The organism is Janthinobacterium sp. 13, from assembly GCF_002749695.1.
Lineage (GTDB): Bacteria > Pseudomonadota > Gammaproteobacteria > Burkholderiales > Burkholderiaceae_D > Janthinobacterium > Janthinobacterium kumbetense.
In genome coordinates, this window is record NZ_PEEQ01000001.1 from 6,268,339 (window position 1) to 6,290,717 (window position 22,379).

Here is a 22,379-nt window from a genome sequence, read left to right on the forward strand (position 1 = left end):
GCGCAGTTCCGGCCCGTTTTGATGAAAGCTGATCACAATGAAACACGCACTCTCCCTGCCCGCCGTCGTGCTGGCCTCCGTCCTGGCCGCTTGCCAGGCGTCGCCACCGCCCACGGCGGCGGAAATCGAAGCCGTTGCCATGCATGCGCGCCAGGCGGGCGACCACCAGGCCGAGCGCAAGGTGCGCAGCTGGGCCGGCAAGGACATGCCCGTCGCCGAGCGCGAACTGGCGCTGATTTACCAGCCCCGCGCCGAACGCCGTGCCGAGGCCTTGAGCCTGTTCGAACAGGCGGCACGCGCGGGCGACACGGAAGCGGCCTTCGAGCTGGGCCAGATGCTGCGCGCGGCCACGCCGGCCCAGGCCTGGCTGTGGTACCGCCAGGCGGCGCAGCAAGGCCACGCGAAGGCGGCCCTGATGCTGGGCTTGCTTGCCGCGAATGGCGAAGGCGTGCCGAAAGACGCCGTGACCGCCGCGCACTGGCTGGACAAGTCCAGCGAGCTGGGCAATCCACACGCCATGTTCCTGCTGTACAACGCCTACCGCGAAGGCCGCGGCGTGCCGCGCGACCTGGCGAAAGGCCGCGAATGGCTGGAAGAAGCGGCCCACCACGAATACCCGCCCGCCATCCAGGAACTGGCCATGACGGTGCAAGCGGACGACGCCCTGCGCGCCGGCCACCTGATGAAGGAAGCGACGGAGCACCGGCACAATAACTGGAACAAGTTTTAAGCCAGGTCAAGGCCGGCCCATATTGCCAAATAGAATGCTTGCCGGTGGCATAAGCTTGCCTGGCACGGACAGCTGTTCGCGCACAACTTCATCGCGAGGCAGGCATGGCAGATCACCGGTTGGGCCCCATGACAAAGAGCGACTTGCAGTTCAGCTATCCGGACGGCCCGGCGGCCGGCGACGACCCGGCGCAGCGCGGCATCCCCGACAGCACCCTGCTGAACCGCCACGAATGGTATGAGGTGCTGTACAGCTGCAACAGCTGGTCCGGCGGCAGCCTGGCCACGGCCTTGAAATGCGAACGCCTGATCCAGCGCCACTTGCCCGCCGACATACGCGGCCATGCCGCCGTGCTGACGTGGCTGCAGGCGAACTGGGCCCAATATCGCTGATATCGCCAATACGTCGGAAATCACGCTGCGCTTTGTGCCAGGTCAATCGTGTTGGGCTGGACAAGGCCGAGAGGCTATGATGGGCAAGCCGCTTCCCCGGACGCGGCGGGGCTGTTGCCGGCTCCGAAATGGATTACACTGAATTTGCTTTTTAGAAATTTGTTACTCTGGACCAGCCTCGGTGAGCACGTCGTACACGCTCAGCCCAGCCAGTGTTTGGGTAGGCCCTGGCTCGTCCGTTGACCTCCCCTATAAAGAAAGAGTCCAATGAAAAAGCTGACCACCGCCTTTGGCGCGCCCGTAGTCGACAACCAGAACATCCAGACGGCCGGCCCGCGCGGCCCCGCCCTGCTGCAAGATGTGTGGTTCCTGGAAAAGCTGGCCCACTTCGACCGCGAAGTCATTCCCGAGCGCCGCATGCATGCCAAGGGTTCCGGCGCGCACGGCACATTTACCGTCACGCACGACATCACGCGCTACACGCGGGCGAAAATCTTTGGCGAAGTGGGCAAGCAAACGCCGATGTTCGCGCGCTTTTCCACGGTGGCGGGCGAACGGGGGGCGGCGGACGCGGAACGCGATATCCGCGGCTTCGCCCTGAAGTTTTATACGGAAGAAGGCAACTGGGACCTGGTCGGCAACAACACGCCCGTGTTTTTCATGCGCGACCCCTTGAAATTCCCCGATTTGAATCACGCCATCAAGCGCGACCCGCGCACGGGCTTGCGCAGCGCCAACAGCAACTGGGATTTCTGGACCTCGCTGCCGGAAGCCCTGCACCAGGTGACCGTGGTGATGAGCGACCGGGGCTTGCCGCGCAGCTTCCGCCACATGCACGGCTTCGGCAGCCATACCTTCAGCTTCCTGAATGCGCAAAACGAGCGTTTCTGGGTCAAGTTCACCTTTAAAACCCAGCAAGGGATCCAGAACCTGACGGATGCCGAAGCGGAGGAACTGGTGGGCAAGGACCGCGAAAGCTCGCACCGCGACCTGTATGAAAGCATCGAAAACAAGGATTTCCCCCGCTGGACCCTGTACGTGCAGATCATGCCGGAAAAAGAGGCAGGCACGTATCACATCAACCCGTTCGACCTGTCGAAAGTGTGGCCGCACGGCGACTATCCGCTGATCGAGGTGGGCGTGCTGGAATTGAACCGCAATGCCGACAACCATTTCGCGGAAGTGGAGCAGGCGGCCTTCAATCCGGCCAACGTGGTGCCCGGCATCAGCTTTTCGCCGGACAAGATGCTGCAAGGCCGGCTGTTCTCGTATGGCGACGCGCAGCGCTACCGGCTCGGCGTCAACCACAGCCATATCCCCGTCAACGCACCGAAATGCCCGTTCCACAGCTATCACCGCGATGGCCAGATGCGGGTCGACGGCAACCAGGGCGGAACCCTGGGCTATGAACCGAACAGCGAGCAGGAATGGGCCGAGCAGCCCGATTTCCGCGAGCCGCCGCTCAGCATCGAAGGCGCGGCCGACCACTGGAACCACCGCGTCGACGAAGATTACTATTCGCAGCCGCGCGCCCTGTTCCGCTTGATGACCGCGGCGCAGCAGCAAGCCTTGTTCGACAACACGGCGCGCGCCATCTCGGGCGCCTCGGAGCAAGTCAAGCAACGCCACATCGGCAACTGCACGCTGTGTGACCCCGCCTATGGCGCGGGCGTGGCCGCAGCGATCGGCCGCCTGAGCCCAGGCTGACAGTGAACCCGGAAGGCCTGGCGACAGGCCTTCCGCCGCCATCCGCGGCCGGAGGCCCCCGCCGCCAGGCCGGCTGGCCTAGCGGCGCTGGATATCAATCTGGCCCGTGATGCTCGTTTCCACCGGATAACCCTCGACCTGCAACGGCACGCGCCGCTTGACGGACGAGTCGCGCAGGTACACGACGAGCGCTTCCTTGCCCACGGCCGTCTGCCCCAGGCTGACGCCTTCCACGCCGTCGATGGCCATCAGCGCCCGCTCGTTGCGCCGCCTGGCCGCTTCCAGGCGGCCCTGAGGTGCGGCCTGGGCATGCTGCCCCGGGCCCTGTCCAGGGGGGGCATCCGGCAAATACGGCATGGCCGCGTCCTCGAAGACGGCATATGGCGATTGTGCGAACTTACTGTTTGACATGACACACCCTCCTGATATGACAAACCCTCCCGATGCCTTGCATGATACACCCGGCCAACCGGCGCTGCAGCACGCTTCGCCGGCCAAGACCATGCGCGACGGCCGCCCTTGAGCAATACTTGAGCAAGATCGTCATCGTGCAAAAAACAGCGTCGGGCAAGGCGGCGCGCGGCCGCCCGGCCGGCTCCTAAGGCGTGCTCAGGTGTACAAATTGATGTCGAGCGCCACCACCACGCGCCGCATCTGGTTGGCAAACGTGATGTTGCCGCCGCCGGCAAACAGCAGGCCGACGGGATTGCGCTGCTGGTTCCAGGTCCAGATGGACGAGCCGGAATCGCCGCCCGCGCTGAAGGCCCCGCTGACGCCCGTGATGGCGATCTGGTCCTGGAACAGCGCGATCCTGCCGCCGCCGTAATTGACGTTGATGGTGGCGCCCAGGCCCGTGATGCGGCCCTGCGTCAATTGCGTCGTGCGGCCGGACTTGCCAACCATCATGCCCAGTGCGGGTGCCACGAGCGCATTGCTGATGCGGAAGTACGCGGGCACGCCCCCGCTCAGGTAGACCAGTTCGGGACGCACCCTGTCTGGCCAGGCCCAGCCGGTGGCGCAATCGACGAAGTTGACGCCGCCGCTGAAATTGATGGGCACGAAGCGCTCGAGCACGGCCACCTGGTCTTGCGGGCAGCGGCCGCCGTCGATGGGGCCAGGCTGCACGATGCAATCGTTGAACACGCCCCCGTTGGAATTGGCCAGCACGTGATTATTGCTAAGAATCATCAGGCGGCTGTTGCGCGGCGCGCTGCGCCCCACGGCCAGGCAGCCGATGGTGCCGGCCGTGATGCGGAAATGCCCGACCGACACGCCGCCCGGCGCGGGGCGCAAGCGGAAACGGTGGGGCTGCGCATCGATCACGCCCGTGACGACGATGTTGACGGGCACCTTGTCGCTGGCCACGGCGCGCACGCCCATGGCCCCCACGATGGCGGCCTTGGCGCGGTCGACGGAAGTGGGTTCGGCCACGTACAGGGTCAGGGCCGGCAAGCCCGGTTCGCCGGACGAGCTGTCGCTGGCGCCCTCGCCCAGGCCGATGGACACGCCCTGGATATTGCCGCTGTCGCTGAAGGCGTCGGCCGCGCGCGCGCCGCCCGCTTGCGCGATGCTTTGCCGCATGCCGTCCTCGATGCTGCGCTTGATTTCCAGCAATTCCATGCTGACGCCGCTCAGGGCGTCGGGCACATCCGCAACGGACGCGCTCTCGATCGTATTGTCGTCTTCGCCAGGGACGGAAAACTGGCCGACGGCCTCTTCATCGTCCGCGCTCTGTCCCCTGCCGCTGCCGCCAGGCGGGGCGCTGAAACCATTCTCGTTGCCTATCATCGTGTTCTCCTCGTGGGTCGCCGCAAGCTTCCAGTGTGGACGGGCTGCGCGGGCCGGTATTGATCTGGATTGAACCGCGCGGATGCCAGGCTGCCCTGCCCCAATGGGGGCCAGCGAGTACAAAAATAGTTCCCTCGTCAAGGTTGAGCGGGATCAGGCGTGCGGGCAGAGGCGCCGCCGTATACTTGGCCGACAGGCTGGAACCGGGCCTGCTCCACGGCAGCAACGCCAGCAACAGCAAGGATGGGGAAACAATGACGAGCCCTGCAATAACGAGCCCTGGTATGACACGCCAATCCGACGACGCCCCTGCGGCAGCGGCCTCAGCCGGCGCCAATACAGCCGCCGAGAATACGACGGACGCCGGTGGCACGGCCCAGCATGCGGGTTTCGTGCACGGCATGGCGGCCTGGGCGGAAAAACACCGCATCACGCCCTGGCGCGGCAGTTTTGCCGACTTCCTCGAGCAAATCCTGCCCGGCCGCGCCGCCCTGCTGACGCGCAGCGCGCACCAGTACCTGTGGGACATGATGCGCTGGAATGGCCAGACCGACGACAACGGGCGCTTCCGCTGCCGCCTGTTCGACGACGAGCTGTTCGGCATCGACGAGGCGATCGACAGGGTCGCCGCCTACTTCAAGGCGGCCGCCGCCGGCTCCGAAGTGGGCCGCCGCATGTTGCTGTTGCTGGGCCCGCCATCGGGCGGCAAGTCGACCATGGTGATCCTGCTCAAGCGGGGCCTGGAAGAATACAGCCACAGCAGCGAAGGCGCGCTGTACGGCATCGCCGGCTGTCCCGTGCACGAATCGCCGCTGCATCTGGTGCCGCACAGCATGCGCGCCGACTTTCGCGCCAGCTATGATGCCGAGCTGCAGGGCGAACTGTGTCCACATTGCCGCGCCCGCCTGGAAGAGCAGTATGCGGGCGACTTCCTGCGCATGCCCGTCGAGCGCATCCATTTGTCCGAGGCGGGCCGCTGCGGCATCGGCACGTATGCGCCGCACGATCCCACGACGGCCGACCTGGCCGACCTGGTCGGTTCCGTCGACCTGTCGAAAGTGGCGCAATACGGCGACGAAGGCGATCCGCGCGCCTGGTCGTGGTCCGGCGCCGTGTACGCGGCCAGCCGCGGCATGCTGGAAATGATCGAAATCCTCAAGGTCAAGCGGGAATTCCTCTACTTGCTGCTGACCTTGACGCAGGAAAAGAATGTCAAGGTGTCGCGCTTCCCCCTGATCTACCTCGACGAAACCATCCTCGCGCACACGAATCTGGCCGAATTCCGCAAATTCCTGCAAGAAAGCGAAAACGAGGCGCTGCTCGACCGCATGGTCATCGTGCAAGTGCCCTATACGCTCAATTACCGCGAAGAAGCGCGCATCTACCGCAAGCTGATCCTCGCGGCCGCGCCCGCCTTCCGCGACGTGCACCTCGATCCGCACGTGCTGCATGCGGCGGCCGTGTTTGCCATCCTCAGCCGCATGCCCGAGGGCGAGGACAAGGAGGCCGAGCTGGTCAAGAAACTGCGCATCTACGCGAACGAAGATGTCGACGACTTGCAGCCGGCCGACCTGCGCCGCATGCGCGAGCGCGACAAGTCGCCCGACGAAGGCCTGTCGGGCGTGTCGCCCCGCTTCGTCATCAATGCCCTGTCGCACGCCATCATTTCCGCCCAGCGCAACAGCCTGTCCACCATGGACGTGCTGCTGGCCCTGAAAGACGGCATCGAAAACGATGCGCGCATCGAACCGCGGCGCAAGCGCAAATGGGTCGATTACCTGGTGCTCACGCGCAAGGATTTCTATAACCGCTGGGTCAAGGCCGACGTGCACAAGGCCTTGTTCGTATCATTCGAGCAAGAAGCGCAAGACTTGCTGAACAAATATCTCGATGAAGTCGAAGCCATGCTCGACAACCGCCAGATCCGCGATCCCATCACCAGCGAAGAGCGCCGTCCCGACGAGCGCTTCCTGCGCGCCGTGGAAGAGAAAATCCACATCAGCGACTCGGGCAAGCAATCTTTCCGGCAAGAAGTGGTGCGCAAGGCCATGAGCGCCTTCAAGCGGGGCGAAGCGTTTGGCCTGGCCAGCCATGCGCCATTGCACGACGCCATCCAGCAATACCTGTTCGAGCAGCGGCGCGACGTGCTGCGCCTCGTCGGCTCGGCCAAGCGGCCCGACGACGACGTGCGGGCCAGGATATCCGCCGTCGAGCAGCGCCTGGTCGACGAATATGGCTATGACGCCCATAGCGCGCGCGAAGCGCTCAACTACGTGACCACCTTGCTGGCGCAGGAATAGCCATGGCCGCCACCACGACGCCAGGCAGCGGCACACAGGATGGCCATCCGGCCTGGGGGGATTCCACGGACCCCGCAGGCACCGCAGCCCCCGCCGCCACGGCCGGCTCCTCCGGTTCCGCCGGCGCGGCGGCGGGTGCCGCGCCAGCCCTGGCTCGGCCCTGGTATGCGCTGTTCTCGCGCGGCGCGCGCGACTGGCTGCGCCACAACCAGAAGGTACGCGAAGCCGTGCAGGCGCACTTGCCCGAGCTGGTCGCCACGCCCGACCTGATCGGCGGGCCGCAGCAGCGCACGGTGCAAGTGCCCATGCGCCTGCTCGAACATGCGCGTTTCCGCCTGGCGCCCGCGCGCAGCAGCTTGGGCGCGGGCCAGGGGGACGGCCAGCCCGGCGATATCCTGCGCCCGGCCCGGCCCGCCGCCACGGGCGGGGCCGGCACGCAAGGTGACGGCGGCGATGGCGAGGGGGCCGTGCGCCTGCTGCTGGAGTTTCCCATCGACGACATACTCGACTGGCTGTGGGACGCCTTCGAATTGCCGCACCTGACGCCACGCCACCTGGGCGCCATCGACGACGTGCGGCTCGTGCGTAGCGGCCTGGACCGGCATGGCGCCCGTTCGCGGCTGGACCGGCGGCGCACCGTCAAGGAAGCCATCAAGCGGCGCGCCCTGCAAGCGCAGCCAGTACCCTTCACCAATGAAGACTTGCGTTACCGCCAGGTGCTGCCGCAACCCCGGCCCAGCACGAACGCCGTCGTGTTTTTCGTGCTGGACGTGTCGGCCAGCATGGCGCAGCCCGAGCGCAAGCTGGCCAAATCGTTCTTTTTCTTTGCCTTGCAAGGCTTGCGCCGCAGGTATGCGCGCGTGGAAACGCGCTTTATCGCCCATACGACGCGGGCCTGGGAATTTTCCGAAGCCGAGTTCTTCCAGGTCAATGGCATGGGCGGCACCATGGCGTCCACCGCGTTTCGCCTGAGCCGCGAATTGCTGCAGGAACACTACGCGCCGGGCCGTTACAACGCCTATCTGTTCTATGCCTCCGATGGCGAAAATTTCAGCGAAGACCGGGGGCCGGCCAGCGTGGCCCTGGGCGAACTGGCCGTCTTGCTTAACTATATGGGCTATGTGGAAACCGTGCCCGGCGTGCCGCGCAGCCTGGAAACCGAAATGCACAGCTTGTTCGCCGAGCAGGAACGGCGCGGCTTGCCCTTGCACAGCAGCATCCTCGGCAAGAGCGACGACGTGTGGGAAGCCATCCGCACCTTTTTCCGGCACGAGGCGGCCGATACGGAGGATGCGGCATGATGCGGCACGACGCCCCGCGCCACGCCGGCACGGCCGATATGGGCGATATGGCCGATACAGCGAACATGGCGAGCACAACTGGCCTGGACGGCTACGCGGCGCGCATCGAAGCGCTGGCGCGGCAACTGGGGCTGGCGTTCGCCCCCGTCGAGTTCGAGCTGGTGCCGGACAGTTTCATGGCCGAAATCGCCATTTATGGCTTGCCCGTGCGCATGCGCCACTGGTCGTTCGGCGTGCGCTACATCCACCAGCTCGTGCATCAAAAGATGGGCAACTCGCATATGTTCGAAGTCATGTTTCCCGGCGACCCTTGCCATGCCTACATGGCCGAACACAATTCCGTGGCGGAAAACACCCTCGTCACGGCCCACGTGCTGGGCCACGCCGATTTCGCCAGCCGCAACGCCCTGTTCCTGCGTTTCGGCGTCATGGCGGGCCAGCATATCCTGGAACAGAGCGCGGCGCGGGCGCAACGTCTGGAAATGGCGCTGCAACGGCACGGGCAGGAACAGGTGGAAGCCGTGCTCGACGCGGCACTGGCGCTGGAGCAGCACGTGGACATCCACGCCGAGCTGCACCGCCCGCCCTATGCCGCGCTGTCCGGACCGGCCGGTGTCGCCGGCAAGCGTGGCGGCGCCGGAGGAGACGATCCGTTTGCACGACGCTACCGGCGCCTGCCCGGCGAAGCGGCCGCGCTGGCGGCGCGCGAGGCGGCACGGGCCCGCGTGACGCAGCGCCCGCTCCTGCCGCCGCAGCCCGAATACGATTTACTATGGTTCATCGCGCAACATGGGCCGGACCTGGCCGACTGGGAACGCGATATTTTCCTGGCCGTGCGCGAAGAGTCGTTTTACTTCTATCCCGTGTACGCCTGCCAGATCATGAACGAAGGCTGGGCCTCGTACTGGCATGCGCGGCTGCTGCGCGAAGCGGATTTCCTGCCGCCCGCCCTGTACCTGGCCGCCCTCAAGTCACACTCCGACGTGGTGCGCCCATACGCGGGCGAGCACCAGCAGGCGCTGGCCGTCAATCCCTATCACCTGGGCTTTTGCATGTGGGAACACATCATCGAACGCGAAGGACTGGCGCGGGCGCGCCAGATTTGCCGCGACGACGATGACTGCAGTTTTATTCGCAACTATCTGGATGCCGAACTGGCTGACCGCCTGGGCCTGTTCGTGCATGAAAGCCGCCGCGACGGCGAAACGCGCCTGGCCAGCCGCGACTTGCGGGTCATCCGCGAAGCCATCCTGGCGCCCAAATACAACTATGGCGCACCGTGCATCGCCGTCACCCTGCTCAACGACGACGGCAGCCTGGTGCTGCGCCACGACCACCTGCGCGATGGGCGCGGCCTCGACCTGGAGCGGGCGGAACAGGTGCTGGCGTATATCGCCCGCGTCTGGCGCCGTCCCGTCACCCTGCATACGGCCGACTTCCGGGGCTCGCCCCGGGTATTGCGCAGCAAGAACGACGGCGTACCCGAGCCGCCCGCGCCGACAGCGTTAGCAACAGCGTCAGCAACGCCGACAGCGCCGCCCACGCAACGCTGAACGCCAGGCACCATGCACCAATCGGTCTGGCGGTCTCGCGGCCGGGCGGCCGGGCGGCCGGGCGGCCGGCGGCCGGACGGATGGCGAGCCTGCGCATCTGGCATGTGTATCCGGCATGTGCATCTGGTATGGGTATCGGGTATGGGTATCGGGTATGGGTATCTGGCATGTGCATCTGGTAGGCATATCTGATATGGGTATGTGTATATGTATCTGATATGCATGTCAGCATGCATATCTGGCAATGAAAACATGCGAATGGCCAGTGCCGGACGCGCACGCCGCCGGCCGCCTGCGCGCGCACCGCAAGCGCGGCCGGCATGTGCCTGGCTGGCCGGCGTGTTTTTCAAGCCCCGTCCGCCTGCGCCACATACCAGGCGATGGTGTGCCGCAGACCTTGCGCCAGGTCGTGCGTGGGCGCATAGCCGAGCAAGCGGGCCGCCTTGGCTATGTCCGCCTGCGAATGGCGCACGTCGCCGGCGCGAAACTCGCCGTACTGCGGCGCCTGCGGCACGTGTTGCGGGCGGGCGGCAAGCAGCATCTGCTGCATGGTGGCGTGCAGCTGCGTCAGGCTGGTGCGGGCGTTGACGGCCACGTTGTAGACCTGGTTGACGGCCGCGGGGTCGGTACCGGTGGCGGCGAGGATATTCGCTTGCACGGCATTGTGCACGAAGCAAAAGTCGCGGCTGGTGGCGCCGTCGCCGTGGATGTGCACGGCCTCGTTGTCCAGCATGGCGGCGATCCAGCGGGGAATGACGGCCGCGTAGGCGCCCAGCGGGTCTTGCCGCGGACCGAAGACATTGAAGTAGCGCAGCCCCACCGTCTGCATGGCGTAGCAGCGCGCATACACTTGCGCATACAGTTCATTGACATATTTGCTCAGGGCGTACGGCGACAGGGGCGCGCCGATGTGTTGTTCCACTTTCGGCAAGTCCGGATGGTCGCCGTACGTGGCGCTGGACGCGGCATACACGAAGCGCCGCACGCCCGCCTCGCGCGCGGCGGCCAGCATGTTCAGGAAGCCGCTGACATTGACGGCGTGGCAAAGCAGCGGGTCTTCCAGCGAACGGGAAACGGAACCGAGCGCCGCCTGGTGCAGCACATAATCGACGGCAACGCCGGCGCCGGCGCCGGGACCGTCCGGATCGTCCGGACCTGCATGGCCGTCCGGAGGTTCGCTGCCGCCGTCGCTTGCACCGGCGGCATGACCCGCATGGCGCCCGGCATGAGGGGCGCCGATGCTGGCGATGTCGGCACCTGCACCGGCGACGCCGCCTGCGCCTGCCATGCCGGCCATGCTGGCAAAACCGGCCATGCCGTCGCCTGCTCCGCACGCGCGCGCGCACGCTTGCGGATCGCGGATGTCGCCTTCGATGAAGGTGAAGCGCCGCCACGCCTGCTCGCCCACGCTGGCGCGCACCTGCTCCAGGTTGTGGCGGTGGCCCGTCATGAAATTGTCGAGGCCGCGCACTTCCTGCCCCAGGTTCAGCAGGGTTTCCAGCAAGTGCGAACCGATGAAGCCGGCCACGCCCGTCACCAGCCAGCGGCGCGGCGCCTGCGCCAGCCGTTCACAGGCCAGCGCGTACGCGCCGGCAGCCGGGCCGCCAGCGATAATGCCAGTGGGAGCGCCAGCGGGGGCGCCTTGCACCGCGCCCGCCGCCCGATCGAAGGCTCCAGCCGCCATCACAGCCGCCACACGTGCAAGCCGCCGTCTTCCAGCGGACGGGGGTCGAAATGCGATTTAATGTCGATGAAGCAACCGTTTTCCAGCACCTTGGCCTGGAAGTCCGCCAGCGGCCTGGCCAGCAGGGCCTGGTGCGAGACGGCGCTGATGATGGCCTCGGCCCGCGGCAACTGCTCCCAGCTCTCCAGGGGCAGGCCGTATTCTTCCAGCGCTTCGCGGCCATCGGCCACGGGGTCGTGCACGTGCACCTGCACGCCGTACGATTGCAGTTCGTGGATCATGTCGACCACTTTCGAGTTGCGCAAGTCCGGGCAATTTTCCTTGAAGGTCAGGCCCAGCACGTTCACGTGCGCTCCCTTCAGCTTGAAACCTGCCCGCACCATTTCCTTGATGGTCTTTTCCGCCACGAACTTGGCCATGCCGTCGTTGATGCGGCGCCCGGCCAGGATCACGTGCGGGTGGTAGCCCAGCATTTCCGCCTTGTGCGTCAGATAATAGGGGTCGACGCCGATGCAGTGGCCGCCCACCAGGCCGGGACGGAACGGCAGGAAATTCCATTTCGTGCCCGCCGCCTGCAGCACTTCCAGGGTGTCGATGCCGATGCGGTCGAAGATGATGGCCAGCTCGTTCATCAGCGCGATATTCAGGTCGCGCTGCGTGTTTTCGATCACCTTGGCCGCCTCGGCCACGCGGATGCTGGACGCCCGGTGCACGCCCGCCTCGACCACGCCTTCGTACAGGGCGGCTACCTTGTCGAGGGTGGCGGCGTCGTCGCCCGAGACCACCTTGCGGATGCTGTGCAGGGTATGGTCGCGGTCGCCCGGGTTGATGCGCTCGGGCGAAAAGCCCACGTGAAAGTCTTCCTTCCAGCGCAGGCCCGAATGCTGTTCCAGGAGGGGGATGCAGATTTCCTCGGTGGCGCCCGGATACACGGTGGACTCGTAGATGACGATGGCGCCGCGCCGCATGTGGCGGCCGACGGCCGCGCTGGCGCCGGCCAGGGCCGAGAAATCGGGATTGTGCGCGCTGTCGACGGGCGTGGGCACGGCCACGACGATGAAATCGGCCAGTTGCAGCTCGGCCGGATCGCAGCCGACGCTCAGCCCTTGCGCCGCAAGCAACTGTTCATGGCTGACTTCGCCCGTCGGGTCGATGTGGCGCCGGTAGCTTTCCACCTTGCGTGCCGACAAGTCGAAGCCTATCGTGCGCTGGCGCATGCCGAACGCCACGGCCAGCTGCAAGCCCACATAACCGAGCCCCACCACCGCCACCACGCCCGCCTTGCCATCCACCTTGCTATCCGCCTTGCTGTCCATATGCATGTGCTCCGAAGGGTTGCGGCCTGAGCATCGCCGTCCGGGAAATTCTACGGTCGCCGGTCCGGCCATTCTTGAGCGGGAACAAGGAACGCGGGGCGGCGGCCGGCAGGCGCGCGGAGAATCGGCGGCTTGTTGAGCGCAATCAAGGAGAGCGGCGGCCATCTTTTTAAGCTAGGCCATGCCGATCACTCATGCACGCCGCTACCGGAGACTTCCATGGCCCGTTCCCTGCCCCGCCCTTTCCCCGGCCTGCCGGCCGCCGCGCTGTGCTGCACCCTGCTGCTGCCCCTGCTGACGGCTTGCCACGGCACGCAGAGCAGTGAATCCCTGCTGGCCGACGCGCAGCAGTACCGCCAGAAAGGCGAAGCGCGCGCCGCCATCATCCAGTTGAAGAACTTGCTGCAAAAGGAGCCGGACAACAAGGCCGCGCGCTTGCTGCTGGGCAGCATCTACATCGACACGGGCGAAGCGCTGTCGGCCGAGAAAGAATTGCGCAAGGCAAAGTCGCTGGGCCTGGCGTCGCAGCAAGTGATGCCATTGCTGGGCAAGGCCTGGCTGATGCTGGGCCAGTTCGACAAGGTGCTGGCCGAGATTCCCGACGATGCGGCGCAGCCCGCCAGCGTGCTGGCCCTGCGCGGCGACGCCTTGCTGGCCCTGGGCCGCCAGGACGAGGCGCGCGCCGTGTACGCGCGCCTGCTGGAAGCCCATCCGGACCAGCTCGAAGCCTTGCTGGGCCTGGCGCGCCTGGCCGCGCTGCAGCAGCAGGTGCCGGCGGCCGAGCTGCTGCTGGCGCAAGCGTTGAAAGGCGCACCCGCCAACCTCGACGCCTTGCGCCTGCAGGGCGACCTGCTGCGCCTGCAAGGCAAGAATGGCGCGGCGCGGCTCGCCTACATGCATATCCTCAAGATAAAACCGGACAATACCCAGGCGCACATCGACCTGGCCAACCTCGACATCCTGGAAAACCGCTACCTGGAAGCGGCTGCCCAGCTGGCCACGGCGCGCAAGACGGCGCCCAACAGCCTGGGCTTGCTGCAAACCCAGGCGCTGCTCGATTTCCGCGAAGGCAAGCACAAGGCGGCCTTGCAAGGCTTGCAACTGGTGCTCAAGGCGGCGCCCGACCACATGCCGTCCATCCTGCTGGCCGGCGCCGTGCAACTGGCGCTCGGCTCGCCGCCCCAGGCGGAAAGCTACCTGCGGCGCTTCCTGGCCGTGTATCCGCGGCACCTGTATGCCGTCAAGATGATGGCGTCGATCGAATTGATGCGCAACAAGACCGACGCGGCGATCGACTTGCTGCAGCCGATGCTGGCGGCCTTTCCCGAAGACGTGGAATTGCTGTCGCTGGCCGGCGAAGCCCACTTGCGCGCGCGCCAGTACGACAAGGCGACAGCGTATTTCGAACAAGCCAGCATCCTGGCGCCGGACACGGCCAAGCTGCACGCGGCGCTGGGCATCAGCCGCCTGGGCCAGGGAGAGAACGGCCGCGCCATCAGTGAACTGGAACGGGCCAGCATGCTCGACAAGAGTACGCCGCAGGCGGGCACCATGCTGGTGATGACCTTGCTGCGCAACAAGCAGAACGACAAGGCCCTGGCCAGCGTCAAGATGATGGAGCAACAGCAGAAAGGCACGAATCCCTTGCTGCTGAACCTGAAAGGCGGCGTCTACCTGGCCTTGCACGACTTGCCGGCCGCGCGCGCCAGCTTCGAGCAAGCGCTGGGCATGGACCCGGTCTACCTGCCCGCGCTGAACAACCTGGCGCAAATCGACCTGGTCGAGAAAAAGCCGGAGCAAGCCAGGCAGCGCTTCGAGCGGGCGCTGGCGAAGGCGCCGAAAAATGCCGACCTGTGCGCGGCGCTGGCCAAGCTGGCCGCGTCGCAGGGCAAGACGGACGAGGCGCGGCGCTGGCTCGAGCGGGCCCACCGCGACAATCCCGACGCCGTTGCGCCAGCCCTGCTGCTAAGTAACTTTTACCTGAAGACGGGCGCGCCCGACAAGGCGCTGGAACTGGCGCGCACCCTGCAGACGGGCCATCCGGGCGACGCCGATGCGCTGGCCCTGCGCGCCCAGGTGGAATACAGCGCCGGCCTGGCGCCGGCCGCGCTCGACAGCTACATCAAGCTGGCCAGCATACAGACCACGTCGGCGCCCTTGCAGATGCGCATTGCCAGCCTGCACATGGCGCTGGGCGACCATCACAATGCGCTGCAAGCCGTCAAGCGGGCGCAGGCGCTCGACCCGGCCCTGCTGGAAGCGCGCGTGGTGGAAGTGGCCATGCTGCTGACCCTGAACCGCCAGCGCGAGGCGCTGGCCGTGGCGCGCCAAGTGCAGGAACAGCAGCCGAAGCTGGCGGCCGGCTACAAGCTCGAGGGCGACGTCCTGATGGAGCAAAAACTGCCGCAGCAAGCCGTCAAGCTGTACCAGCACGCCTTCGGCATCAGTCCCATCGGCCCCTTGCAAGTGCAGCTGTACCGCGCCTTGCAGGCGTCGGGACAGGAGCGCGAAGCCGATGCGCGCATGGCCGCGTGGCTGAAAGAACATCCGGAAGACTTGCCGACGCGCACTTACCTGGCAGGCACCCGGCTGGCAGCCAAGCAATACCGCGCCGCCATCGAACAATTCCAGTATGTCGTCGCCAAGGATGCGGGCAACGTGGTGGCCTTGAACGACCTGGCCTGGGCGTATCAGCAGGAAAAGGATCCGCGCGCGCTGGCCACGGCCGAGCAGGCGCTGAAGCTGGCGCCCGAGAATGCCGCCGTGCTCGACACCCTGGGCTGGATCGCGCTGGAGCAAGGCGACGTCAAGCGCGCCACGACGCTGCTGCGCAAGGCCGCGGGCCTGGCGCCCGCATCGCCCGAAGTGCAATACCACCTGGGCGCGGCCCTGGCGAAATCGGGCGACAAGGGCGGTGCGCGCAAGCAACTGGAACAATTGCTGGCCGCCAACAAGGACTTTCCGCAGCGGGCCGCGGCGCAGGCCTTGCTGACCCAGTTGTAGGCCATGGCTGTGCAAGCGGCCATGCCCGGCGTGGCGGCGCGGCCGCTGGCCCTGCTGGCGGGCGCGGCCTGCGTGCTGGCCCTGCGCCATTATCCGCTGGGCCACGGCTGGCCCGGCCTGCTGTTTGCCATCCTGCTGCCCGCGTATTTCCTGCTGCTGTGCTGGCGTCCCGCCTGCTGGCTGTTCTGCGTGCCCGCCCTGCTGCCCGTGCTGGACCTGGCGCCGTGGACGGGCTGGTTCTTCCTCGAAGAGATCGACGTGCTGCTGTTGCTGACGGTAGCCTGCGGCTATTGGCGCCTGGGCGGACCCGGCCAGCCGGCAGCGGCGCGGCTGTCGCCCGCCGCCCGCCTATGTTTGCTGCTGTGCAGCCTGGCCTGGCTGGCGGCGCTGCTGCGCGGCGTCCTGCCGCTGGCGCCGCTCGACCTGAATGCCTGGGACAATTATCTGAGCCCCTACAACAGTTTGCGGCTGGGCAAGGCCTGGGCCTGGAGCATGCTGCTGCTGCCGCTGCTGCTGCGCGACGCGCATCCGCACGCCCTGCGCCGCTACGCGCTGCCGGGCATGCTGGCCGGGCTGGCCACGGTGTCCCTGTTCGCCCTGTGGGAGCGGGCCGTGTTTCCCGGCCTGCTGAACCTGTCGAGCGACTACCGCATCACGGCGCCGTTTTCCGCCATGCACACGGGCGGCGCCGCGCTGGACGGCTACCTGGCCCTGGGCTTGCCCTTTGCGGGCCTGTGGCTGGCGCGCGCGCGCAGCCGCTGGCAGGCGGCGCTGGCCTTGCTGCTGCTGGCCCTGGCCCTGCACGCGGCGTTCACCACCTTTTCACGGGGCTTGTACGCGGCCCTGGCGGCGGCCATGCTGCTGGCCTTGTGGCAAGCCCTGCGGACGGCGCCCGGCGCGGGGCGGCAAGCGCGCGGACGGCCGCCCGTGCGGGGCATCTTGCTCAAGCTGCTGCTGGCCGGCCTGGGCACCGCCCTGCTGCTGTACATGTTCAGCCTGGCCGGCTACCGGGGCTTGCTGGCCGCCGCCGTCCTGCTCGCGGCCAGCTTCGTGCTGGCGGCGCGGCCCCTGCCATGGCGCCTGGCGCCGGCCAGCCTGCTGTGTGCGCTGTGCCTGCAGGGTCTGCTGGCCGCCTGGTGGCCGGAACCGGCCTTTCAACCAACGGCCGGCTGGCTGAAAGGCCCGTATTTCCTGTTCCTGCTGGCCGCCATGCTGCTGACGGGCACCTTGTGGCCGGGCGGCGCCGGCGGCAAGGGTCCAGCCAGGCTGGGCCTGGCGATGATGGCGTGGACCATGCTGGCATGCAATCTCGCCTGGATAGGCTGGCACTGGGCCGGTCCACCGGCCTTGCTGCCGGCCGGCCTGGTCGTGCTGCTGGCCATGCTAATGCTGTGCAACGGGCGCTTGCACCCGCCGCTGTGGCGGCTGGACCGGGCCAGCCTCAGCATCGCGGGCGCGGCCGGCATCCTGCTGTTGCTGGCCATCCCCGTGTCGGCCAGCTATTACGCCACCGAACGTTTCGCCACCACGGCCTTCGACATGCAGGGCCGCTTGCGCCACTGGCGGCAAGTGCTGGCCATGCAGCCGCCCGACTGGGGCAACCGCCTGTTCGGCATGGGCAGCGGCAGCTTTCCCGCCACCTATTATTGGCACAATCCGGGGCGCGAGGTGCCGGCCAGCATCGCGTATGCAGAAGACAGGGACGCGCCCGGCAATTATTATGTGCGCCTGGCCAGTCCCGGCTACAGCGCCGGCTATGGCGAACTGCTGCGGCTGCTGCAACGCCTGCGCGTGCAGCCGGCCACGCGCTACACCCTGGCGCTCGATGTGCGCAGAAGCGGCCCCATGCCCGTGCTGCAGGTGCGCCTGTGCCAGCGGCAATTGCTGTATGCACAAAATTGCGTGGAAATCCCCCTGCGCCTGCGCCCGCCCCCGCCAGGCAATCCGCCGGCGGCCTGGCAACACTATGACGTGCCGTTCGACAGCGCCTGGCTGGGCACGGGCGCCTGGCTGCTGCGCCCGCCCGTGCAGCTGGAACTGGCGGCCAGCGGCACGGCCGCCTCGTCCGTGCTCGACGTCGACAACCTGAGCTTGCGCGCGCCCGGCGGCGAGGAACTGATCGCCAACGGCCGCTTTACGCAGGCCAACAATTACTGGTTTTTCAGCAGCGACCACCATCACTTGCCGTGGCATATCAAGAGCATGGCGCTGCATCTGCTGGTGGAAACGGGCTGGTGCGGCGCACTGACCATGCTGGCCCTGCTGGCCGTGGCCGGCCTACGCCTGCTGCGCCGCGCCGCGCGGGGCGAGCCGGGCGCGCTGGCCTGCGCCGCCGCCCTGCTGGGTTTTCTCGTCGTCGGCCTGTTCGACAGCCTGCTCGACGTGCCGCGCCTCGTCCTGCTGTGCCATCTGATGCTGCTGTGCGCGCTGCTGCAGCCCGCGCCTTCCCCGCCACCTCCCCACCTTGAAAGCGCGCCGCCATGACAACCCTGTTTTCCGCCCTCCTATTCTGCCTGGCCCTGGCCAGCGCGCCGTGCCGCGCCGATGCGCCGCTGGCGCAAACCATCGCGCGCATCAAACCGTCCATCGTCGGCGTGGGCAGCCTGCAAAAGACGCGCACGCCGCCGATGAATTTCATCGGTACGGGTTTCGTGACGGGCGACGGCTTGAGCGTGCTGACCTGCGCCCACGTGATCCAGAAACTGCTCGACGCCAATCCGAATGAAGTCATCGGCATCCTCACGGGCCAGGGCGAGGCGGCGCAATTTCGCCCCGCCAGGGTCCAGGCGGTGGACACGGAACACGACCTGGCCTTGCTGCGCCTGGCGGGCGCGCCCCTGCCCGCCCTGGCGCTGGGCGACGCGGCCACGGTGCGCGAAGGCCAGGCCATGGCGTTTACGGGTTTTCCGCTGGGCACCTTGCTCGGGCTGCACCACGTGACGCACCGCGCCACCGTGTCATCGCTGACGCCGGTGGTCATGCCCAGCGAAAACGCGCAGCGCCTCGACATCCGGCGCCTGGCGCAGCTGCAAAAGGCGCCGTACACCGTGTTCCAGCTGGACGCGACGGCGTATCCGGGCAGCAGCGGCAGCCCCCTGTTCGATCCCGAGACCGGTCTCGTCTACGGCATCGTCAACATGGTGTACGTCAAGGGCCTCAAGGAAGCGGCCATCAGCGCCCCGAGCGGCATCACCTACGCGATTCCGGGCAGCTACATGCAGACGCTCTTGCTGAAAAACAAATGAGTAATCAATTGCGCCCCTGCCTCAGCCGGTCAGTAATGCCAGGCTCATCCCATGTCGGAAAAAAAAAGGGGTAAAACGACCGTTCACCCCCATGCTGTTCCATCAGGCCACCGTACTTACGGATCTGGGCCCCCATGTAATCGAGGTCCAGCCGTAGCAGCACGGCCGGCGCCCCCACGCGCGTGCACTCGCGCTCGCCGCCGAAGTCCTGGAATCCCAGCATGCGCTTGTAAAACACCACGTGGCGCGGGTTGACTTCGATCACGTAATCCGTAAAGCCGTGAATATTGTGGGCATAGATATAAGAGATATGAATCAGCGCCGCGAACACGCGCTTGCTCACCCCCTTGTCGATGGCCAGGCGCGACGGTTCGCACAGGCGCCGGCCTTCCTCGCGCAGGATGTCGAGCTTGTCGCGGAAGTTTTCATCGGCCGGCAAGCCGGTCTCGTCATTGTCGAGGCACAGGGTCATGGTGCCGACGGTGGTGCCGGCCGTTTCCGCAAACAGCGTGATTTTATTCAGGGCATGCGCGATGCCGGGATCGACGGCATAACCGCGCCAGCCGTACATCTTGCGGATCAGCAAACTGGCCGCCTCACGCCGGCCGCGCGAATTGGCCATGCGGATATGAAAGCGCTGCAGGTCGAGCTCATGCTCCATGGCAGGGTCGATCTGCCCCTCGCCCACCACCAGGTCATTGAAAGTACCGGGCGTGTCGAAGGAAATAATGGGTTCATCTTCAAAGCTCATCTTGTCCTCACGTTCATCGGCCGCCGTCGAGACGGACTGAAGCCAATGCCTTGTGACAAGAGAAAAACTGGAGAAGTTCCCGCGCCAGGCAAAAAAAACAGAAGAAATATGCTATTTAATAGCAAAATTGCATGCTGAAATTTGCCTGCAAGTACAAAATGACAAATATAAGTGCTGTTTTGATATTGCCGAGTCCGCTATTAAAAGAAGCTCTCCGGTATCAGCAGCACGTCGCCCGGGCGCATCATGACGTTGGCGGAAATATCGCCACGCTTCAAGAGGTCGTCGAGGCGCACGCCCAGCTGCTGCTGGTTGCCTTCGCGCATGCGGATGATGCTGGCCTTGTTGCCGGCCGCAAAATCGGTGATGCCGCCCACGGCGATGAGCACGTCCATCAGCGACATGCCCAGCCGGTACGGCAGCGCCTGCGGCTTGGCCGCTTCGCCGATGACGCGGATCTGCTCGCCATACGGGCCCGAGAAATTGGTGACGATGACCGTCACCACGGGCTGCTGGATGAACTTGCCCAACGCTTGCTCGATGTCGCGCGCCAGCTGGGTCGACGTCTTGCCGCTGGCGGGCAAATCCTCGACCAGCGGCGTGGTGATCTTGCCGTCCGGCCGCACGGCCACCGTCAGCGACACTTCCGGATTGCGCCAGACGATGATGTTGACGGAGTCTCCCGGTCCGATCAGGTAGTCGTGCATGGGCGCGCTGTCGTCGGAGGGCGCCAGCGGATGGGACGTGCGGCAGGCGCCCAGCAGGCCGGCGGCCAAGCCCAGGCCCAGCGTGTTGCAGACAAATGCACGGCGAAACGGATTCATGCGGAGCCTCTTCGAGTCGATGGCGCGTCCATGGCCGGCCCCGCAGAACCAGCCTGGGCCGCGAACTTCCTATGATTATTAAAACCCGGCAAGTCAACCTTGAGGCGTATCAAGAAGCAATCATCTTGGGAAATTTTGCCTCCCAGCCGCCCTATACTTTGCTTACTCAACAGGCAAGCATTTCTTGCAAGACGCCGTCGCCAGCCCATCGACCGTGCGGCACCGTCACCTGAAGGAAGCGACATGGAAGAATTGATACAGCAATTGCTTTCCAGCCTGAAAGGCATCTGGAAGTACCGCTGGCATGCGGTGCTGGTGGCGTGGCTGGTGGCCGTCGTCGGCTTCATCAAGGTGATCACCCTGCCCGACGACTTCCAGACGTCGGCGCGCGTGTTTGTCGATACGCAAACCATCCTCAAGCCGCTGATGGCCGGCATGACCAGCGTGCCGAACACGGAGCAGCAGGTGGCCATCATGAGCCGCACCCTGCTCAGCCGCCCGAACGTGGAGCGCGTCATGCGCATGGTCGACCTCGACCTCGATTCGAAGACCGTACGCGAACACGAGGCCCAGCTCGACGACTTGATGAGCCGCATCAAGATCACGGGCACCAACGCGTATGACATCTACACGATCAGCTACAGCGGGCGCGACCCGAAGCTGGTGCGCGACGTGGTGCAAAGCCTGCTCACCATCTTTGTCGAAGGCAGTTTCCAGGGGAAAAAAGGCGATTCGCAAAAGGCGGTGCAATTCATCGACGAGCAGATCAAGAATTACGAGGACAAGCTGAGCGCGGCGGAAAACCTCGTGAAGGAATTCAAGATCCGCAACAACCTGCTGCTGCCGCGCCAGGGCATCGACTATGGCAGCCAGCTGCTGATGTCGTCCGATAGCCTGAACAATGCCAAGCTGGAACTGGTCGAGGCGGAACAGGCGCGCAAGGCCATCCAGAGCCAGATCGAAGGCGACGAGCCCGTGCTCGACCTGGAGCCGAACGCATCGGCCATCGCGAATCCCGAACTCGACGAGCGCATCGCCACGCTCAACAAGAACCTCGACAGCCTGCGCATGCAATTTACGGAACTGCACCCCGACATCATTTCCTCGAAGCGCCTCATTGCCCAGCTGGAAGAACGCAAGATCGAGGAAAGCAAGCTGAAGACGGCGGCCGGCGACCCGGGCAAGAACTACAGCCCCATGCTGCAGCAGCTGAAGGTGGCGCTGACGGATGCGGACGCCAAGGTGGCCGCCATCCGCGCCCGCGTGCAGGAATACAACGCGCGCAATGAACGCCTGCTGGCGCAGAGCAATGCCGTGCCCGAGGTGGAATCGCAGCTGGCGCAGCTGAACCGCGATTACATCATCAACAAGGAAAACTATGAAAAGCTGATCGGCCGGCGCGAAGCGGCCAAGCTGTCGGGTGAGCTCAGTTCCACCACGGAAATGATGGCCTTCAAGATCATCGACCCGCCCACGGTGCAATATGCGCCCGTCGGCCCGAACCGCCCGCTGCTGTTCAGCGCGGCGCTGGGCGCGGCCCTGGTGGCCGGCGTCGCCACGGCCTTGCTCATCAGCCAGGTGCGTCCCACCTTCCTCAGCCCCGCCGAACTGCGCGACGCCACGGGCTTGAACGTGCTGGGCACGGTATCGATGAACTGGACGGCGCTGCAGCAAGTGCGCCGCCGCCGCGCCCGCTACGGCTTTGGCGCCTGCCTGGGCAGCCTGTTCGTGCTGTACGGCGGGGTCATGACGGCCGCGCTGCTGAAATTCTAGATCCCGGGGAGC

16 protein-coding genes are annotated in these 22,379 nt (G+C 66.0%); 10 read left to right on the forward strand and 6 right to left on the reverse strand.

Translation table 11 applies throughout. The features are described 5' to 3' along the window. Positions 1-37 precede the first annotated feature (37 nt). From CLU94_RS27615 to CLU94_RS27625, 3 genes are all read left to right on the forward strand, one after another. Positions 38-730, forward strand: a complete 693-nt coding sequence (locus CLU94_RS27615) for a tetratricopeptide repeat protein (protein ID WP_099668049.1) — start codon at positions 38-40, stop codon at positions 728-730. A 128-nt stretch (positions 731-858) separates the two neighbouring features. Then, on the forward strand, positions 859-1,122 hold the full coding sequence (locus tag CLU94_RS27620) for a hypothetical protein (RefSeq protein WP_099668050.1): 264 nt from the start codon (positions 859-861) through the stop codon (positions 1,120-1,122). A gap of 267 nt (positions 1,123-1,389) precedes the next feature. Next, complete coding sequence (locus CLU94_RS27625) at positions 1,390-2,829, forward strand: catalase (RefSeq protein WP_099668051.1); 1,440 nt, start codon at positions 1,390-1,392, stop codon at positions 2,827-2,829. 78 nt (positions 2,830-2,907) lie between these two features. On the opposite strand, the gene CLU94_RS27630 is transcribed toward CLU94_RS27625, so the two are convergent. Both CLU94_RS27630 and CLU94_RS27635 read right to left on the reverse strand, forming a co-directional pair. Then, positions 2,908-3,240, reverse strand: coding sequence for a hypothetical protein (locus tag CLU94_RS27630; RefSeq protein WP_099668052.1), 333 nt, complete (start codon positions 3,238-3,240; stop codon positions 2,908-2,910). Between the two features lie 198 nt (positions 3,241-3,438). Then, on the reverse strand, positions 3,439-4,617 hold the full coding sequence (locus tag CLU94_RS27635) for a hypothetical protein (protein ID WP_099668053.1): 1,179 nt from the start codon (positions 4,615-4,617) through the stop codon (positions 3,439-3,441). A gap of 284 nt (positions 4,618-4,901) precedes the next feature. Between CLU94_RS27635 and CLU94_RS27640 the strand changes: the two genes are divergently transcribed. From CLU94_RS27640 to CLU94_RS27650, 3 genes are read left to right on the forward strand one after another with little or no spacing between them, the layout of a single operon-like run. After that, positions 4,902-6,917 (forward strand): serine protein kinase, encoded by a 2,016-nt coding sequence (locus CLU94_RS27640; RefSeq protein WP_099668054.1) that lies wholly within the window; start codon positions 4,902-4,904, stop codon positions 6,915-6,917. Positions 6,918-6,919: 2 nt separating this feature from the next. Next, positions 6,920-8,218, forward strand: coding sequence for a DUF444 family protein (locus tag CLU94_RS27645; protein ID WP_218965328.1), 1,299 nt, complete (start codon positions 6,920-6,922; stop codon positions 8,216-8,218). After that, positions 8,215-9,771 (forward strand): SpoVR family protein, encoded by a 1,557-nt coding sequence (locus tag CLU94_RS27650; protein ID WP_257219031.1) that lies wholly within the window; start codon positions 8,215-8,217, stop codon positions 9,769-9,771. The genes CLU94_RS27645 and CLU94_RS27650 overlap by 4 nt, the downstream gene beginning before the upstream one ends. Positions 9,772-10,117: 346 nt before the next feature. Here the strand turns inward: CLU94_RS27650 and CLU94_RS28820 are convergent, their stop codons facing one another. After that, on the reverse strand, positions 10,118-11,455 hold the full coding sequence (locus CLU94_RS28820; protein ID WP_257219032.1) for an SDR family oxidoreductase: 1,338 nt from the start codon (positions 11,453-11,455) through the stop codon (positions 10,118-10,120). Further along, entirely contained in the window at positions 11,455-12,777 is a 1,323-nt protein-coding gene (locus CLU94_RS27665) for a nucleotide sugar dehydrogenase (protein WP_257219033.1), read from the reverse strand. Before CLU94_RS27665 ends, CLU94_RS28820 begins: the two co-directional genes overlap by 1 nt. Before the next feature lie 213 nt (positions 12,778-12,990). On the opposite strand from CLU94_RS27665, the gene prsT reads away from it, so the two are divergent. Genes prsT through CLU94_RS27680 form a run of 3 tightly spaced genes read left to right on the forward strand, consistent with a single transcriptional unit; the run spans position 12,991 to position 19,019 of the window. After that, positions 12,991-15,774 (forward strand): XrtA/PEP-CTERM system TPR-repeat protein PrsT, encoded by a 2,784-nt coding sequence (gene prsT, locus CLU94_RS27670; protein WP_099668056.1) that lies wholly within the window; start codon positions 12,991-12,993, stop codon positions 15,772-15,774. Positions 15,775-15,777: 3 nt separating this feature from the next. Next, positions 15,778-18,258 carry a hypothetical protein gene (locus tag CLU94_RS27675; protein ID WP_099668057.1) on the forward strand — a complete coding sequence of 827 codons (2,481 nt, stop codon included), beginning with the start codon at positions 15,778-15,780 and terminating at the stop codon, positions 18,256-18,258. Further along, positions 18,255-19,019 (forward strand): S1 family peptidase, encoded by a 765-nt coding sequence (locus CLU94_RS27680; protein ID WP_099668058.1) that lies wholly within the window; start codon positions 18,255-18,257, stop codon positions 19,017-19,019. The genes CLU94_RS27675 and CLU94_RS27680 overlap by 4 nt, the downstream gene beginning before the upstream one ends. Positions 19,020-19,023: 4 nt before the next feature. Here the strand turns inward: CLU94_RS27680 and CLU94_RS27685 are convergent, their stop codons facing one another. Together CLU94_RS27685 and CLU94_RS27690 are read right to left on the reverse strand one after the other, a co-directional pair. After that, positions 19,024-19,770, reverse strand: coding sequence for an N-acyl amino acid synthase FeeM domain-containing protein (locus tag CLU94_RS27685; RefSeq protein ID WP_099668059.1), 747 nt, complete (start codon positions 19,768-19,770; stop codon positions 19,024-19,026). Between the two features lie 200 nt (positions 19,771-19,970). Further along, complete coding sequence (locus CLU94_RS27690) at positions 19,971-20,594, reverse strand: XrtA/PEP-CTERM system exopolysaccharide export protein (RefSeq protein WP_099668060.1); 624 nt, start codon at positions 20,592-20,594, stop codon at positions 19,971-19,973. Between the two features lie 243 nt (positions 20,595-20,837). On the opposite strand from CLU94_RS27690, the gene CLU94_RS27695 reads away from it, so the two are divergent. Continuing rightward, positions 20,838-22,367: an XrtA system polysaccharide chain length determinant gene (locus CLU94_RS27695; RefSeq protein WP_099668061.1), complete on the forward strand. Its 1,530-nt coding sequence runs from the start codon at positions 20,838-20,840 to the stop codon at positions 22,365-22,367. Positions 22,368-22,379: the final 12 nt, after the last annotated feature.